This is a genomic window from Janibacter limosus, from assembly GCF_004295485.1.
In the GTDB taxonomy this organism is placed as follows: domain Bacteria; phylum Actinomycetota; class Actinomycetes; order Actinomycetales; family Dermatophilaceae; genus Janibacter; species Janibacter limosus_A.
Genome location: NZ_CP036164.1, coordinates 12346 through 28399 on the forward strand (window position 1 = coordinate 12346; position 16054 = coordinate 28399).

Sequence of the window (16054 nt, forward strand, 5' to 3'; positions counted from 1 at the left end):
CCCGGGTAACCACCAGACCTCGCAGATCTCATCGTGGACATCCAACGCATCGAGCGAGCTGGGCGATGGCCTGGTGGCACCTCGGGTGCATCAACGCCCTATCGGAGAACGCTGATACAAGGAAGGTAGACCAGTGAGCGAGCAGGACCCCCGCGCTGGATTCCTCCCGATCGTCCCCGAGGGATTGCCGCAGGGATGGTCGAGCCGGGCACCCGACGAGGGTGACGTCGCAGACCTCGTCGAGCTCGTCCGCGCGGAGAAGCTGGCCGTGGTCGGCTCGGGCTCGGTCGACGAGGAGGCCATCGTCAGCCAGGCGGTGGGCGAGGGTGCGTGGACCCGGCGCCAGGTCGTCGTCCTCGACGAGGACGGACGGCTGCGGGTGTGGGCCCGCGTCCACGACCGGGCCGCCGGCCGCACCAATGTCGACCTCGCCACGGACCCGCAGCTCGATCGCGATCAGGAGCAGTACCTCTCGCAGATCCTCCTCGCCTGGGCGGAGCAGGTCGCGTTGAACATCTCCCGCGGGCGTGGCCTGGGTGGCACCCGGCTCGACGTCTCGGTGCACGAGGCCGACGACCGGCTGCGCTCCATGCTCGAGGGCGCGGGCTACCGGCTCGCGCGTACCTGGTTGCAGATGACGCGGGATCGCCAGCAGGGCGACGAGGGCCTCGTCGAGGAGCACCGCCGCGAGGGCGTCGTGGTGCGTCGGGTCGCCAAGCGGGAGGACGGCACGCCCGTCGCGGCCGACCTGCAGGCGGTCTACCGGATGATCGAGGAGTCCTTCGCCGACCACTTCAACTCCTACCGCGAGTCCTTCCCGGAGTTCCTCGCCCGGCTGCGCGAGGCCCCCGGGCACCGGTGGGACCACTGGTGGATCGCCGACATCGACGTCGAGGGCCAGTGGGTCCCCGGCGGCGCCGTCGCGGCGCTCGTGCTGCCGGCGGACGACAGCGGCAGCGAGGGCACCTACATCGACTACATCGGTGTCCACCGCCTGGCGCGGGGGCGAGGTGTCGCCAAGTCGTTGCTGCACACCGTCATCGCCGACACGGCTAGCCGCGACCGCAACCGCGTCTCCCTCGAGGTCGACGCGGACAGCCCGACCGGCGCCGACGGCCTGTACGAGTCGATGGGGTGGTCCACCCGCTACCGCACCGAGTCCTGGCACAAGGACGTGCGCCTCGAGGGGACCGACGACCCTGTGCCGCTGGCCCGCCTGGACGAGCACCCCGGCGACCCCACCTGAACGAACCGCACGACCTTAAGGAGATGCGGACCCGGTGCGCACGACCTTAAGGAGATGCGGACCCGGTGCGCACGACCTTAAGGAGATGCGGGTTCTCGGGTCGGTCAGGCGGGGCAGCGGCGGGTCGAGATCGTGAAGCCCCGCGTGCGCAGGCGCTCGATGAGCGGGGCGGCCATGGCCACGGCAGGGGTGAGGACGCCCCCTTCGCTGTCGAGGTCGTCCAGGGCGAGGCACAGCGCGGACTGGCCGAGCATGATCGCGGTCCCGTTGTAGCCGGGGTCGGCGTCGGCGGCGACCTTGGTCGCGTACTTGGTCCCGCTCGTCGTCCCGGCGACGACCTCGAGCGTGAAGCGTCCGTTGACCCGGGTCTGCTCGTCCGGGCCCTCGCCCGGGGCAGGCAGGAAGCGGTCGACGACCTTGCGGGTCGGCGAGTAGGACAGGCCCGCGACGAGGCCGAGCAGGCCCGCGGTCAGGCCGGTGGCACGAAGGGGGGAGGTCACGCTCGACCCGAAGTCGGTCACCTCGTGGTAGCGGAAGGCACGGCCGTACTGCCAGCCGAGCAGCGCATTGCTGCGGCGCACGATGCGGGTGTTGAAGGTGGCCATGACGAAGGGGCCGGTCCAGTGACCGTCCTCGGTCCGACGCACCGGCAGGCGTGACCCCAGGCGCTTGGTGACGGAGCGGACCCGACCGGCCCGACCCACCGGGGCGGGCGGCGCGGAGTCCTCGCGATCGGCCTTGGTCGGCTCGGCGGCCCTCTCGGGGCTCAGGCCGTAGGGGTCGGCGATGGCTCGTCGGTCCTCGAGGGACTCGCGGGCGGCGATGGCTTGTCGGCGCATCGAGTCGATGGTGCCGCCGGACAGGCCTCCCTTGAGGCTGCGGACGAAGAGCACCGTGTCGGTGAGGGTCCCCGCGCCCTCGTCGGCCGCGACCCGCGCCGTCTCCCAGACACCGAGGTCCGACGGGATCGAGTCGAAGCCGCAGGAGTGGACGATCCGGGCCCCCGTGCGCTTGGCCACGTCATGGAAGGCCTCGGCGCTGTCGCGGACGAAGAGGACCTCGCCGGTCAGGTCGGCGTAGTGGGTCCCGGCCAGGGCGCAGGCCTTGACGAGCTCGCCACCGTGGATGGCGTAGGGGCCGACCGTGGTCACGAGGACTCTCGTGCGGGCCGCGAGGTCGGCGCAGGCGGCCGGGTCGGAGACGTCGATGACGATGCGCGGCCAGGACGCGGCCGCGCCGCCGAGCTCGGCGGCCAGCGCGTCGAGCCGGACCCGGGAGCGGCCGGCCAGGGCGATGCGCGTCCCCTCGGGTGCGTGCTCGCTCAGGTGCCCAGCAGTCAGCCGTCCGACGAAGCCGGTGGCCCCGACGAGGACGATGTCGAAGTCCCGTGCCTGGTTGTTGATCATGAAACGACAGTAACCCCTTGTCCTGCAGGGGGATTCATTCAGACGTGACAACGCGCGCTCCGCGGCCTTCCCAGAGAGCGCATGGTCCGATAGGAAGGGGGGTACAGGCACCATGCACGCTCGTACCCACGACGAAGGAGAAGCACCATGACGCAGCCTCCGAACGAGACCCCTGACCTGCCCGAGGAGGCCATCGGCGGCGTGCCGACGCAGGCCCCGCAGTCCGACGGCTCCGCTGGTGACGGTGGCGCCGATGGTGGCGCAGACGGTTCTGCCGGTGACGGTGGCGCCGACGGCGCAGCCGGCGACGGTGCTGCTGGCGATGGTGCCGCTGGTGATGGTGGCGCGGATGGTGCCGCCGGCGATGGTTCCGCTGGTGACGGCGGCGCATCGGCCGACCGCGGCCTCTGAGTGACTGGATCCGACGAGGCCGGCGCACCCCAGCGGTGCGCCGGCCTTCGCCGCATCACGGACCTGGCTCCGCAGGACTTCGCCGCGTCCTGGGGCCGGGAGCCCCGGTATGTCCCCGCGCAGGCGCTGCCGCGCGACTTCGTCGACCTGCTCGACACCCCTGCGGTCGACGGGCTGCTCTCGCTCCACGGCCTGCGGGCCCCCTTCCTGCGGGTGGCACGGGACGGGCGCACCCTCGCCGACGGTGAGTTCACCCGCGGCGGCGGCGTCGGCGCCGGGGTGGGCGACCAGCTCGACGACACCGCGCTGGTGCGGCTCTTCGCCGAGGGCCACACCCTCGTCCTGCAGGGGCTGCACCGCACCCACCCGCCGGTGCTGGACTTCGCCCAGGACCTCGCGGCCGACCTCGGGCACCCCGTGCAGGTCAACGCGTACGTCACGCCACCCCAGAGCCGAGGGTTCGCCGCGCACTACGACGTGCACGACGTCTTCGTCCTGCAGGCCGGCGGCGACAAGCGCTGGCGCCTGCACCGCCCGGTCCAGCCCCACCCCCTTCGCGACCAGCCGTGGCAGCAGCGCACCGACGGCGTGGCGGAGGCGGCGAAGGGGGAGCCCCACCTCGACGTGACCCTGCACCCGGGCGACGTGCTCTACGTCCCCCGCGGCTGGCTGCACTCGGCGACCGCACTCGGTGGGGTCAGCACGCACCTGACCGTCGGCGTCCACGTCTGGCACCGGGGCCACGTCGCCGAGGCCGTCCTCGACACGGCACGAAGGGCGCTCGCCGACCTCCCGGAGCAGCGGACCTCCCTTCGTCCCGGTGTGGACGTCGCCGACGCCGCGGACCTCGTCGAGGACCTCGCCGTCGTGCGCGCGGCGCTCCTCGACGCAATCGGCGCGGTCGACGAGTCCGCCGTCGCGGCCCAGCTCGCCGCCCGGGCGCGGTCGGCCGAGCGCCCCGCCCCCGTCTCCCCGGTCGCCACCACGCAGGCCCTGACCGACGGCCCGGACGGTCTGCCCGTCGCGCCCCGCCGGCACCTGCAGGCGACGCTTCAGCCCACCGCCGAGGGATCGGTCCTCGTCAGCAGGGCCGGGCGGTTGCCGCTCGCCGCGGCGGAGGCCGCCGACGTCACCGCGTGGCTCGCCGCCGGGAAGGCCGCGCTCCTCGCCCCCGACCTGACCCGTCGGCTCCTCGTCGCCGGGGTGGCGGTCCCTGCGCAGCCCACGCCCACGTAGGGTCGCCGGTGTGAGCGCGTCCCTGTCGACCCAGCGGTTCCGGTGCTCGCTCGCCGCCCTCGAGCGCGGCGACGTACCGGTGGGCACGGCCGTGCCCGCCCGCTACTGGCTGCTCGTCGCCCACCCCGGCCCCTGGCCGGCGAAGCCCATCGAGGCGGACTTCCTCACCGACGTCGCCCCTGACCTGTCGGCGGCTCTGGGCCGCTTCGGGGCCCGGCTGCAGCTCATCCGCCGCCACGGCCGCCAGGAGGGCGACCTGGTCGAGGCGGACACCGCCGACGGCGCCAGCCCGGTCTTCCTGGTCGACGTGCGCCGCGGACTCGTCGGGCGGGCGACCTGGCAGCAGCCCGAGGACCTCGTCGCCCTCGCTGCGCGATTCGACGACCTGCCCGACCCGAGCACCGAGCCGCTCCTGCTCGTGTGCACCCACGGCCGCAAGGACGTCTGCTGCGCCATCGACGGCCGGGTCGTCGCCGCCGTCCTCGACGACGCCCTGCCCGGCGCGGTGTGGGAGACCACCCACCTCGGAGGGGACCGCTTCGCCGGCAATGTCGCCCTCCTGCCCGAGGGGTCCCAGTACGGCCGGCTCGACGGTGACGTCGCTCCGCAGGTGGTCCTCGACCACCTCGACGGGCGCGTGGACCTCGACCGCTGGCGCGGTCGCTGCTCCTGGCACCCGGCCGCCCAGGTGGCCGTCCACGACCTGCTCGGCAGCGACGCCGACGTGCACCTGCCGGACGTCTCTCCTCCCGTCGTCGAGGCGACCGGCGACGACTCCTGGCGGGTGCGGATCGAGGCCGCTGGACGGACCTCCGACCGACTCGTCACGCGCACGATGAGCACACCGCACCAGCTGACCTGCTCCGGGGGATCCAAGGTCCAGGCGCTCTACTCCGTCCTGCCGGGATGACCCGTCCGTCTGGGGCAGTGCACACCAGCCGGACCGCCGACCCGCGGTTTGACGTGAGCGACTAATCTGGGCGCCCATGACGACCACCCCGCAGCGCACCGCAGCAGACGAGCACCTGGCCGAGTGGGCCGACCGACAGGCCAAGGCCGAGGCGATCATCCCCCTGGTGGGCCGCCTCTACCGTGAGTACGGCGTCGTGACGTCGATCCACGGCCGCACCCTCCTCGGCCAGTCGCCGACCGATGTGCTCAAGGCGCACCGCTTCGCGCGTCGCGTCGACATCGAGCTCAACGTCGACGACACCCTGCCCCTGCTCGAGGCGCTCACCGCCCTCAAGCCGGGACCGGCCTCGGTCGACATCGCCCGCCTGCACCGCCGGCACCTCGAGGCCGGCGAGGACGTCACGCTCGAGGACTTCCTGCGCTCCGAGCTCGGCGACGTCATCGACAAGCACGGCGCCGACGTGCTCCCCAGCACCGACGTGGTCCTCTACGGTTTCGGTCGCATCGGCCGTCTCCTCGCCCGCATCCTCATCGAGCACGCGGGCACCGGGCACGGCCTGCGCCTGCGCGCGGTCGTCGTGCGCAAGGGCGCCGACAACGACCTGAGCAAGCGCGCCAGCCTCCTGCGCCGCGACTCGGTGCACGGCTCCTTCGCCGGCACGATCACCGTCGACGAGGAGGCCAACACGATCCTCGCCAACGGCACCCTGATCCAGGTCATCTACTCCGACAGCCCCTCGAGCGTCGACTACACGCAGTACGGCATCTCCGACGCGATCGTCGTCGACAACACCGGCAGGTGGCGTGACGAGGAGGGCCTGTCCCAGCACCTGGAGTGCCCCGGTGTCTCCCGCGTGCTGCTCACCGCCCCGGGCAAGGGCGGCCTGCCCAACATCGTCAGCGGCATCAACGACGCGATGATCGGCGACGGCAAGGTCGTCACCGCGGCGTCCTGCACGACCAACGCGATCGTTCCGACGCTCAAGGTCATCAACGACGAGTACGGCGTCGTCGGCGGGCACATCGAGACGGTGCACTCCTTCACCAACGACCAGAACCTCATCGACAACTTCCACAAGGGCGAGCGTCGCGGCCGCTCGGCGGCACTCAACATGGTGCTCACCGAGACCGGTGCCGCCAAGGCCGTCGCCAAGGCGCTGCCCGAGCTCGAGGGCAAGCTCACCGGCAACTCCGTGCGCGTCCCCACGCCCAATGTCTCGATGGCGATCCTCAACCTCACCCTGGAGAAGCCGGTCGAGCGCGAGGCGCTCAACGACTTCGTCCGCGAGGCCTCGCTCTACGGCGACCTGCACAAGCAGCTGGACTACATCGACAGCCCCGAGGTCGTCTCCACCGACTTCGTCGGCAACCGCCACGCCGGCATCGTCGACGGCCGCGCGACGATCACCGCGGGCGACCGGGTCGTCATGTACGTCTGGTACGACAACGAGTTCGGCTACTCCTGCCAGGTCGTGCGCGTCCTCGAGGAGATGGCCAAGGTCCACCCGCCGGTCTTCCCCGCGGTCTGAGCCACGCCTCACGAAGCCCCCGGTCAGCTCCTGGCCGGGGGCTTCGCCGTGCCCACGCCCCTGGTCGCCGGGTGGAGGTAGTCGCCGGGTGGAGGTGAACGCGCGGACGATTCCTGCGCGAGCCGGCGTCCACTCCCTTCGGCGTCCGGCTGGGTGGACTGAGGCGCGCCCACCATTCGTCGGCGCGTTTACCTCCAACCGGGCGAAGGGGGGGGGGCCAGGCGGGGGGGGGGCGGGCCAGGCGAAGGGGGGAGCCTCACCCTCCGAGCGGGCGCACCACCAGGTCGTCCCCGCCGCAGGTGCGGCCCTCGTCGGGGTCTTCGATGAACCGTGAGGCGTTGAGGACCGACAGCGAGTCGAAGGACGGGCGGCCCTCGATGATCGCGCGGTACTGGTAGCGCACGAGCCGCTGGGCGCGGCACTGGTCGTCGAAGCTCAGCACGTCGAAGGAGCTCGGCTGGCCGACGAGCTCGGCGTCGGGTCCGGTGATGAAGTGGGAGAGGGTCCCGCCCCCTGTGAAGGTCCCCGCCTGCACGCGGTTGCCGTCGAGAGCCGGGACGTGGCCGTGGCCGTTCAGCCGCATCCGTCCGGGCGCGTCCTCCAGGGCTGTGGACTCGTGGGAGACGGTGATGTCGGGCCGGGCCCCGTCGCCGAGGGCCTCGAGCCACCGGTCCCGCGCCGCCGTCTGCTGCACCGTGGTGCCGTCGTCGGCGTCGCCGTAGTAGCGGGGGTCGTTGAAGCCCGCGATCCGCAGCCCACCGATGGTCACCTCGCGGTACTCGTCGGGGCCGGGCTGGAGCAGCTCGACGCCGTCGGTGCGACCCAGCGCGTCGAGCAGCGAGGTGTCGTCGGCCGAGCTGCGGTCGTGGTTGCCGGAGACGAAGACGTACGGCACCCCGAGCGAGGTGATCGACCCGTAGAGCTTGCTCAGCCGCGCCTCCTCGACGTGGCCGAGGTTGATCAGGTCGCCGGAGTCGATGACGACGTCGATGCCCTGCTCCTGCACGATCGTGCGCATCAGCGCGTACTGGTTGGAGGAGTGGATGTCGGAGACGAGCAGCACCTTCAGCGCCTCGGCGTCGCGGGGGGCCTCGGGCGCGTACTCGTCCTGGACCGCCGAGGACAGGGCGAGCAGGTTGCGCAGGTAGGGCGTTGCCTGGTCGGCCCGCTGCTCGACGTCGTCGAGGAGCCCGCGGTTGGCGATGGCCAGCTGGAGCAGGCCGGTCGAGTGCAGCTCGACGAGCCGGTCGGGGTCGTAGGTGCGCCCGGCGGACACACCGAGCCCGGCACAGGTGAGCGCCGTGACGGTGAGCGCGCCGAGGGTGGTGCGCGCCGTGGGCAGGGAGCGGCGACGCAGCCCGGCGACGAGCAGCACCAGGCCCGCCCCGCCGAGGGCGCCGACGCCGAAGCGCAGGGCCACTCCCTTCGCCGCCTCGCCGATCACCCGGGAGCGCTCCTGCGGACTCACGTCGAGCGCCGCGGCGCCGAGGTTGCCGGAGGCGACCAGCTCGGTGATCTCGGGCTTGACCCGCGGCGAGACCCGCACGCCCGGCGCGAGGCCGGAGAACTGCGCGGTCACGCTGCCCACGATCGTGTCGGTCCCGATGCGGGAGCGCTCGCCCCAGCTCGGCGAGAGCCGCACGTCGGCGGCGTAGTAGTCGGTCTCGACGCCGACCGGCCAGAGCGAGGCCGTGACGACGCCCCCGGTCAGCACGGCCGCGGCCACGAGCAGCGCCATCGCGACCGGGCGCAGGCGTGCGATGCGTCCCATGGGTCAACTCTAGGCAGGGCGACCTGGACACTCATTGCTACTCACAAGTAATGAGGTCTATGGTCACCCAATGGATGCAGACGCCATTGTCGTGGGCCACGGCCTTGCCGGACTCGTTGCCGCAGCGGAGCTCGCTGACGCGGGACGCAAGGTGCTCGTCGTCGACCAGGAGAGCGAGGCCAACCTCGGGGGCCAGGCGCACTGGTCCTTGGGTGGGCTCTTCTTCGTCGACAGCCCCGAGCAGCGACGGATGGGCATCAAGGACTCCGCCGAGCTCGCGTACGCCGACTGGATGAACACCGCCGGCTTCGACCGCGACGAGGACCACTGGCCGCGTCAGTGGGCGCAGGCATACCTCGACTTCGCCGGCGGCGAGAAGCGTTCGTGGCTGCACGAGCAGGGTATGCGCTGGTTCCCGATCGTCGGGTGGGCCGAGCGCGGCGACGGCTCGGCGCACGGTCACGGCAACTCCGTGCCCCGCTTCCACATCACGTGGGGGACCGGACCGGGCGTGGCTGCTCCCTTCGTCCGACGGGTGCAGGAGGCCAAGGAGCGCGGCCTGATCACCTATGCCCACCGCCACCGGGTGGACGAGCTCGTCGTCGAAGGGGGTGCCGTCACCGGTGTCCGTGGGGCCCGACTCGCGCAGGACCCCGCCGAGCGGGGAGTGGCGACCAACCGTGATCCGGTGGGCGGCTTCGAGCTGCGCGCGCCCGTCGTCCTCGTCGCCTCCGGTGGCATCGGGGGCAACCACGACCTGGTCCGCCAGAACTGGCCGGAGCGCCTCGGGACCCCGCCCAAGCACATGGTCACCGGTGTCCCCGCGCACGTCGACGGCCGGATGATCGCGATCACCGAGGCCGCCGGTGGCAGCCTGATCAACCGCGACCGGATGTGGCACTACGTCGAGGGCATCAAGAACCACTCGCCGATCTGGGACCAGCACGGCATCCGGATCCTGCCCGGCCCGAGCTCGATGTGGCTCGACGCCGAGGGCAACCGCCTGCCCGCGCCCCTGCTGCCCGGGTACGACACCCTCGGGACGCTCGCCCACCTGCGCGCGACCGGGCACGACCACTCGTGGTTCATCACCAACCGGTCGATCGCGGGCAAGGAGTTCGCCCTGTCGGGCTCGGAGCAGAACCAGGACCTCACGGACAAGGAGGTCGGCGCGGTCATCCGCAAGCGCTCGCTGGCCGATGTCTCGCCGTCGATGCAGGCCTTCCTCGACAAGGGGGTCGACTTCGTCCAGGCCGACACGGTCGAGCAGCTGGTGGCGAGGATGAACGAGCTGGTCGAGGACGGCGAGCCGCGGCTCGACGCTGCCCACATCAAGAAGCAGGTCGACGAGCGCGACATGCAGCTGGACAACGCCTACTCCAAGGACGCCCAGATCGCCGCCATGCGGACGGCGCGCTCCTACCTCGGCGACAAGATCTCCAAGCGGGCCTACCCACCGCACAAGCTGACCGACCCCAAGAAGGGGCCGCTCGTCGGCGTCAAGCTGCACATCCTCTCGCGCAAGACCCTCGGCGGCTTCGAGACCGACCTGTCCGCGCGGGTGCTCGGGCACGACGGCGAGCCGATCCGAGGGCTCTACGCGGCGGGCGAGGCGGCCGGCTTCGGCGGTGGCGGTGTGCACGGCTACCGGGCGCTCGAGGGCACCTTCCTCGGTGGCTGCATCTTCAGCGGTCGGACCGCCGGCCGGGCGATGGGCGCCGAGATCGGGGACTGACCCCCGACCCCGGCGCCCGGGTCACTCCGTGCGGCGGGTGAGGTCCGGCGTGCGGCGGATCCCGAGCCCGGCGAGCAGCGCGGCCAGCGCCGGGACGGCGACCAGGACGATCGCGAGCGGCAGCCACGGGATGTCGACGATCGCGTCACGGTCGAGCTGCAGGCCGGTGATCGGGTCCCATCCCTCGGAGGTCAGGGCCCGCGCGATCGTGATGCCGGGGAAGCTCCCGACGAGCGCACCCAGGACGATCCCGATCGTGGCGAGCAGCCAGGTCTGCGAGGCCACCATCAGGCGTCGGGTGCGTCTGCTGCCCCCGACCGCCGCGATCGTCGCCTGGTCGCGCTCCTGCTCGGCAATGCTCAGCGCCGTGGCGGTGAGGGTGACGACGAGCAGCACGAGGGTGAAGATCGCGATGAGCACCGCGATGACGAGGGCCAGCGGGTTGCTGAACCCGCGCTCGACGTCGACATAGGTCTCGTCGCCCAGCAGCTGCTGCAGTCGCTCCTGTGTCGCGGCATCGATCGGGCCGTCGGGGTCGCGCACGAGCTGGGCATCCTGCATCAGTGGCCACCCGGCCTCCTGGGCGACCTCGGTGGGCAGGACCAGACCCGCCTGCCAGGAGCGCGCCAAGGTGTCCTTGGACCGGTCGCGGACGACCACCGGGACCCGGCTCGTGGAGGTGGTCCCCGCCAGCTCGGACACGCCAGTGTTGTCGTCGATCGTCAGCGTCCCCCGGGCGATCGCGACCCGACCCTCGGACACGATGCCCTGGGGCTTGCCGGCAACGAGCACGCCACCGCCATCGGTGACGGTGCGGGCCTCGTCCCCCGTGAGGTCGAAGCGACGGACGATCTCCGCGGCGGGCATGAAGGAGATCGTCGACGTCACCGGGATGGAGCCGGACCCGGTGCTGAGGTCGAGGCACGGGTTACCGGAGCCCTCCTCGGGCGCCAGCTCGACATCGCCCTGGGGCGCCAGGTCGGGGCTCACGACGTCCTTGACGGTGCAGCCCCTGGGCAGCGTGGTGACGAAGGGCTCGGCGGGGATGTCCGACGCGGGGGGCGGGTCCTCGAAGGGCTGCCCGTAGGAATGCACGGGGGTGATGACGAGCTCGGGCAGCTCGCGGGCTGCTCGGTCGACGGGGTCCTGTCGCTGCGTGGCCCCGCCCGCGTACATGTAGCCCTCCCCGGAGAGCGTCTGCGGGAGGTAGTCCAGCCGCTGCTGGGTGTTGTCGCTGCTGGCCCCGATGAGACCCATCGTCAGGGCTGCGGACCCGGCGAGCACGGCGGCGACGGTCGGCGCGCTGCGCGTGCGGTGCCGCGCCAGGTCGCGCACGGCGAGGCGAAGGGGGAGGGGCAGCGGTCCCGCGAGACCTCCGAGCGCGTGCAGGATCCTGGGGACCAGGAGGAGCGTGCCGAGCACGAGCAGGATGGCCGCGAGGGCGATGACGTACTCGGTGCGATCGAGGCCGATGATGACGCCGGCGCCACCGACTGCGGCGAGGACCAGACCGAGGACGAAGAGCCAGCGGGAGGGCGGCGGGGTGACGACGCGCCCTCGCATCGCCCCGACGATGTCGAGCTTGGTGAGCCGCTGTGCCGGGACGAGCGCGGCGAGGATCGCGGCGACCAGGGCGATCGCGCAGATCGCGGCGAGCTGCCACCACGGCACCTCGAAGGGCCCCAGCGGTGACCCACGGTCGGCGATGACCCGGAGGACGATCCAGCCGATCGGCACCGCGACGACGGCCCCGACGAGCGCGCTCAGCCCGCCGAGGACGATCGCCTGCGCCAGCACCGTGCGCCGCAGCTGACCGGCGGTCGCGCCGTTGCTCGCAGCGAGGGCGAGCGTGCGTCGCTGCCGGGTGGCGCCGACGGCGAAGGCCGGCCCGACGAGGAGGGCGATGACGATGAGCAGGAGGGTGGCTCCGAGGGCGACGAGCTGGGCCGTGTCGCTGGTGCTCGAGCCCATCTCGCGCAGCTCGGGGTCGATCTGGTCCTGGGTCGGTGGGTGGGTCACCACGTAGGCGCTGTGGACGGCCAGGCCGTACTCGTTGAGCCGGGTGACGTCCGCCCAGGTGACGGGCCGGTCGCCCATGAGGAACCAGCCGCTGCTGCGCGAGTCGTCGACCATCGCGTCGGGCGTCGTCGTGAGGAGCTCGTGGCTGGCTCCCCAGCCCTGGAGGGACAGGGCCGTGCCGACGACCTGGACGGTGCGCTCGCCACCGTCGACCAGCAGCTGCAGCGACCCGCTGTCGGGGACGCCTCGTCGCACGGCCGAGGGGGAGACGAGCACCTCGTCCGCACCGGTCGGCCAGCGGCCGGAGCGCAGGGTCACCTTGCCCGTGAGGCGGCTGGGCTCGGCGACGGCGAGGGTGTCGAGCCCGAGGTCACGATCACCGATGCGGGCCCGGGTACGGCCCGTGGTCCACGGGAGGGCCTCGCCGCCGGTGAGCTCGCCGATGGCGGCGGCATTCATCTCGACAGTGCCTCCCGGGCGGGACCCGGGGACCTCGCGAGCCGCAGCCTCCTTGATGCTGAACCCGTTCTCGGGGTTGGCCGCCTGCGCGATCCGGTGGCCGTCGCCCGCCGTGATCGAGGCCTGCGCGGGCCCCATGGCCAGCGGGACCGACTCCTCCGGCGAGATCGAGCTGGTCGCGCCGACGACGAGCCCGAGGCAGATGAGCATCGTCGGCACGCCGACCATGAGCAGCACGGCGAAAGAGCGGCCCCGGTGGCGGCGCACGTCCCGTCGCGCCAGTCGCAGGGCAACCCGCCACGAGGCGAGCCAGGCCGATCCTCGCGATGACGAAGGGGGTGACGCCGGTGGTGTCCCCCCTGCGGACACCACCGGCGTGGTCTGGGTGGTCATCGGACCTGCTCGGTCTCGAGCAGGTCCTCGGCGTCCGAGGGGTCACCGGTGGTGTCGACGACGATGCCGTCGCGCAGGAAGACGACCCGGTCGGCCCATGCCGCGTGCCGTGCCTCGTGGGTGACGAGCAGGCCGCCGGTCCCGGCGTCGCAGCGCTCGCGGAGCACGCGCAGCACCTCCTCACCCGTGTGGGTGTCGAGGGCGCCGGTGGGCTCGTCGGCGAGGACGAGCCGGCGACCGCCGACGAGTGCCCGGGCGAAGGCGACCCGCTGCTGCTGGCCACCGGACAGCTGGTCGGGGTATCGGTCGACGAGGTCGGCCAGCCCCATCAGCTCGAGCGACTCGACGGCGGAGCGTCGCGCCGCACGCACCCGCTGGCCGTCGAGCTCGAGCGGCAGCGCCACGTTCTCTGCGGCGGTGAGGGCCGGGATCAGGTTGTAGTCCTGGAAGACGAAGCCGACGTGGCGCCGCCTCAGCGCCGCGAGCTCACGGGGGGTGAGGGAGTTGATCTCCTGCCCCTCGATGACCACGCGGCCGGACGTGGCCCGGTCGAGGCCACCAGCGAGGTTGAGCAGCGTCGACTTGCCCGAGCCGCTCGGGCCCATGACCGCGACGAGCTCGCCGGGGTGCACGCTCAGGCTGACGCCCGCGAGCGCGGGGACCGACGTCGCCCCCTCGCCGTGGATCCGGGTGACGTCCTCGAGGAGCAGGCAGGGCGCGCTCACTGGTCTACCTTCCTTGTATCAGCGTTCTCCGATAGGGCGTTGATGCACCCGAGGTGCCACCAGGCCATCGCCCAGCTCGCTCGATGCGTTGGATGTCCACGATGAGATCTGCGAGGTCTGGTGGTTACCCGGGACGTGCAGACCGTCGACAGGGCTGAGCGCCTCCGAGCGCCGATCAGTGAGCGAACCGGCAGCTGCGTCCCGGCACCAGCGGCACCACATGAGGGTGCCTCCCCACTGGGACTAGCAGCGAGGAGGCTGACATGCAGTCTGCCACCAGCACCACCCTGCCCGAAACCCCACTCAACGACGTCACGGCCGGCATCGATTGGGCCGTGGATGACCACGCCGCGTGCATCGTCGACGGCCGCGGCCGCGAAATAGCGCGCGTCATGGTCGAACACACCACGACCGGCCTGCGCGACCTGGTCATCTTCCTGGCCAAGCACGGCGTCGATGAGGTCGCCATCGAACGACCCGACGGGCCGATCATCGACGTCCTCCTCGAGGCCGAACTGACGGTGGTGGTGATCAGCCCCAACCAGGTCAAGAACCTGCGCGGCCGGTACGGCTCGGCCGGCAACAAGGACGACCGCTTCGACGCGTTCGTGCTCGCCGACACCCTGCGCACCGACCGGGCCCGGCTGCGCCGACTGGAGCCGGACACCCAGGCCACCACGGCGCTGCGCCGCGCCTGCCGCACCCGCAAGGACCTCGTGGCCCACCGGGTCGCCGCCGCCAACCAGCTGCGCGCCCACCTGAGCATCGTCTTCCCCGGCGCGGTGGGCCTGTTCGCCGACCTCGACTCCGAGATCAGCCTGGCCTTCATCGCCCGCTTCGATACCCAAGAGCGCGCCGACTGGCTCTCTCCCGCCCGGCTGGGCAAGTGGCTGGCCTCGGTCGGCTACAGCGGCCGCACCGACCCTGCCGTGCTCCACGCCCACCTGACCCAGGCACCCAGGGGCCTGACCGGCCCGGCGGCCACCGCCGAGGCCGGCAGCACCCACGCGATGATCGCGCTGCTGACGACCCTGGTCGAGCAGATCAAGATCCTGGGCCGCCAGATCGGCGACCAGCTCGACGCCCACGCCGACGGGCACATCTTCACCAGCCTGCCCCGCTCCGGACGCGTACGCGCCGCCCGGCTGCTGGCCGAGATCGGCGACTGCCGCGCCAAGTACCCCACCCCCGAATCCCTGGCCTGCCTGGCCGGCGTCGCGCCCTCGACCCGACAATCCGGCAAGATGCGCGTCGTCGGCTTCCGCTGGGCCTGCGACAAGCAACTGCGCGACGCCGTCACCGACTTCGCCGGCGGCAGCCGACACGCCAACCTCTGGGCCGCCGACCTCTACGACCGGTCCCGAGCCCGCGGACACGATCACGCCCACGCCGTGCGCATCCTCGCCCGCGCCTGGCTCTACGTCATCTGGCACTGCTGGCAAGACAACGCTGCCTACGACCCCGACAAGCACCACGCGCTCCAACGCGTCCTGACCATCCGACGAGCCACCCAAAACCAGGCGGCTTGACACAGGGCTTCTCATCGCCGCACCTGCGTCCGGTCGGGGGTGCTCGTCCGGGCGTCCGCGGTGGCGGCCCGCCGGGGGAGCGAGGAGTAGCGCGCGAGCGTGGACTCGACGTGGTCGAGCCACCGGACCTCGGCTTCTGAGGTGAAGATGAGGTTGTCGAGCACGAGCAGCCACGCGAGGTCGGTCTCGGTCTCGGTCGCCGCCGACCGCTTGAGCTTCGTCAGGTCCCGCAGGTGGCGCAGGGTGGCGGTCCGCTGGGTCTGGACGACCCTGGTGACGTCCACACCGACGGCGGTGACCGACAGGGCCAGCTTGATGACCAGCTCGTCCCGCGGGGTGCTGCTCCGGTCGACCGGTGTCAGCCACCAGCCGTCGACCTCGGCGCGGCCGGCCGTGGTGAGGGCGTAGGCGATCCTCCCTTCGCCATCGGGCCCGCCGGTCTGCGTGACGAGACCGTCCCGCTCGAGGCGGGTCAGGGTCGTGTAGACCTGTCCGATGTTGAGCGGCCACGTCCCGCCCGTGCGTGCCTCGAACTCTGCGCGCAGCTGCGCGCCGTACATGTTGTCCTCCGCCAGCAGCGCAAGGATCCCCAGTCGGACCGACATGTCCCCTCCTAGATACTCGGTATGCGCAGAAGGTATACCGGGTATTCATCCCATGCAAGCACCACGGGGGACTAACGT

12 protein-coding genes are annotated in these 16054 nt (G+C 72.1%); 7 read left to right on the forward strand and 5 right to left on the reverse strand.

The annotated features are described in order from the left end of the window. The first annotated feature begins 133 nt into the window (after nucleotides 1-133). Nucleotides 134-1246, forward strand: a complete 1113-nt coding sequence (locus EXU32_RS00060; protein WP_130628061.1) for a GNAT family N-acetyltransferase — start codon at nucleotides 134-136, stop codon at nucleotides 1244-1246. 104 nt (nucleotides 1247-1350) lie between these two features. Here the strand turns inward: EXU32_RS00060 and EXU32_RS00065 are convergent, their stop codons facing one another. Then, entirely contained in the window at nucleotides 1351-2652 is a 1302-nt protein-coding gene (locus tag EXU32_RS00065) for a saccharopine dehydrogenase family protein (protein ID WP_130628062.1), read from the reverse strand. A 147-nt stretch (nucleotides 2653-2799) separates the two neighbouring features. Here EXU32_RS00065 and EXU32_RS00070 point away from each other — a divergent pair, with 147 nt between their 5' ends. From EXU32_RS00070 to EXU32_RS00085, 4 genes are all read left to right on the forward strand, one after another. Continuing rightward, nucleotides 2800-3063 (forward strand): hypothetical protein, encoded by a 264-nt coding sequence (locus EXU32_RS00070; protein WP_207233848.1) that lies wholly within the window; start codon nucleotides 2800-2802, stop codon nucleotides 3061-3063. After that, nucleotides 3064-4299 carry a cupin domain-containing protein gene (locus tag EXU32_RS00075; RefSeq protein ID WP_207233849.1) on the forward strand — a complete coding sequence of 412 codons (1236 nt, stop codon included), beginning with the start codon at nucleotides 3064-3066 and terminating at the stop codon, nucleotides 4297-4299. A gap of 10 nt (nucleotides 4300-4309) precedes the next feature. Continuing rightward, entirely contained in the window at nucleotides 4310-5209 is a 900-nt protein-coding gene (locus EXU32_RS00080; RefSeq protein ID WP_165399520.1) for a sucrase ferredoxin, read from the forward strand. Nucleotides 5210-5285: 76 nt separating this feature from the next. Continuing rightward, nucleotides 5286-6740 (forward strand): glyceraldehyde-3-phosphate dehydrogenase, encoded by a 1455-nt coding sequence (locus tag EXU32_RS00085; RefSeq protein WP_130628064.1) that lies wholly within the window; start codon nucleotides 5286-5288, stop codon nucleotides 6738-6740. Between the two features lie 256 nt (nucleotides 6741-6996). On the opposite strand, the gene EXU32_RS00090 is transcribed toward EXU32_RS00085, so the two are convergent. Beyond that, entirely contained in the window at nucleotides 6997-8511 is a 1515-nt protein-coding gene (locus tag EXU32_RS00090; protein ID WP_130628065.1) for a metallophosphoesterase family protein, read from the reverse strand. A 70-nt stretch (nucleotides 8512-8581) separates the two neighbouring features. Between EXU32_RS00090 and EXU32_RS00095 the strand changes: the two genes are divergently transcribed. Then, nucleotides 8582-10246, forward strand: coding sequence for an FAD-binding dehydrogenase (locus EXU32_RS00095; RefSeq protein WP_130628066.1), 1665 nt, complete (start codon nucleotides 8582-8584; stop codon nucleotides 10244-10246). Between the two features lie 21 nt (nucleotides 10247-10267). Here the strand turns inward: EXU32_RS00095 and EXU32_RS00100 are convergent, their stop codons facing one another. Together EXU32_RS00100 and EXU32_RS00105 are read right to left on the reverse strand one after the other, a co-directional pair. Continuing rightward, nucleotides 10268-13117: an FtsX-like permease family protein gene (locus EXU32_RS00100; protein ID WP_130628067.1), complete on the reverse strand. Its 2850-nt coding sequence runs from the start codon at nucleotides 13115-13117 to the stop codon at nucleotides 10268-10270. Beyond that, nucleotides 13114-13842 (reverse strand): ABC transporter ATP-binding protein, encoded by a 729-nt coding sequence (locus EXU32_RS00105; RefSeq protein WP_130628068.1) that lies wholly within the window; start codon nucleotides 13840-13842, stop codon nucleotides 13114-13116. Before EXU32_RS00105 ends, EXU32_RS00100 begins: the two co-directional genes overlap by 4 nt. Before the next feature lie 263 nt (nucleotides 13843-14105). Between EXU32_RS00105 and EXU32_RS00110 the strand changes: the two genes are divergently transcribed. Continuing rightward, entirely contained in the window at nucleotides 14106-15371 is a 1266-nt protein-coding gene (locus tag EXU32_RS00110) for an IS110 family transposase (RefSeq protein WP_130628069.1), read from the forward strand. A gap of 11 nt (nucleotides 15372-15382) precedes the next feature. On the opposite strand, the gene EXU32_RS00115 is transcribed toward EXU32_RS00110, so the two are convergent. Further along, on the reverse strand, nucleotides 15383-15976 hold the full coding sequence (locus EXU32_RS00115; RefSeq protein WP_130628070.1) for a PadR family transcriptional regulator: 594 nt from the start codon (nucleotides 15974-15976) through the stop codon (nucleotides 15383-15385). Nucleotides 15977-16054: the final 78 nt, after the last annotated feature.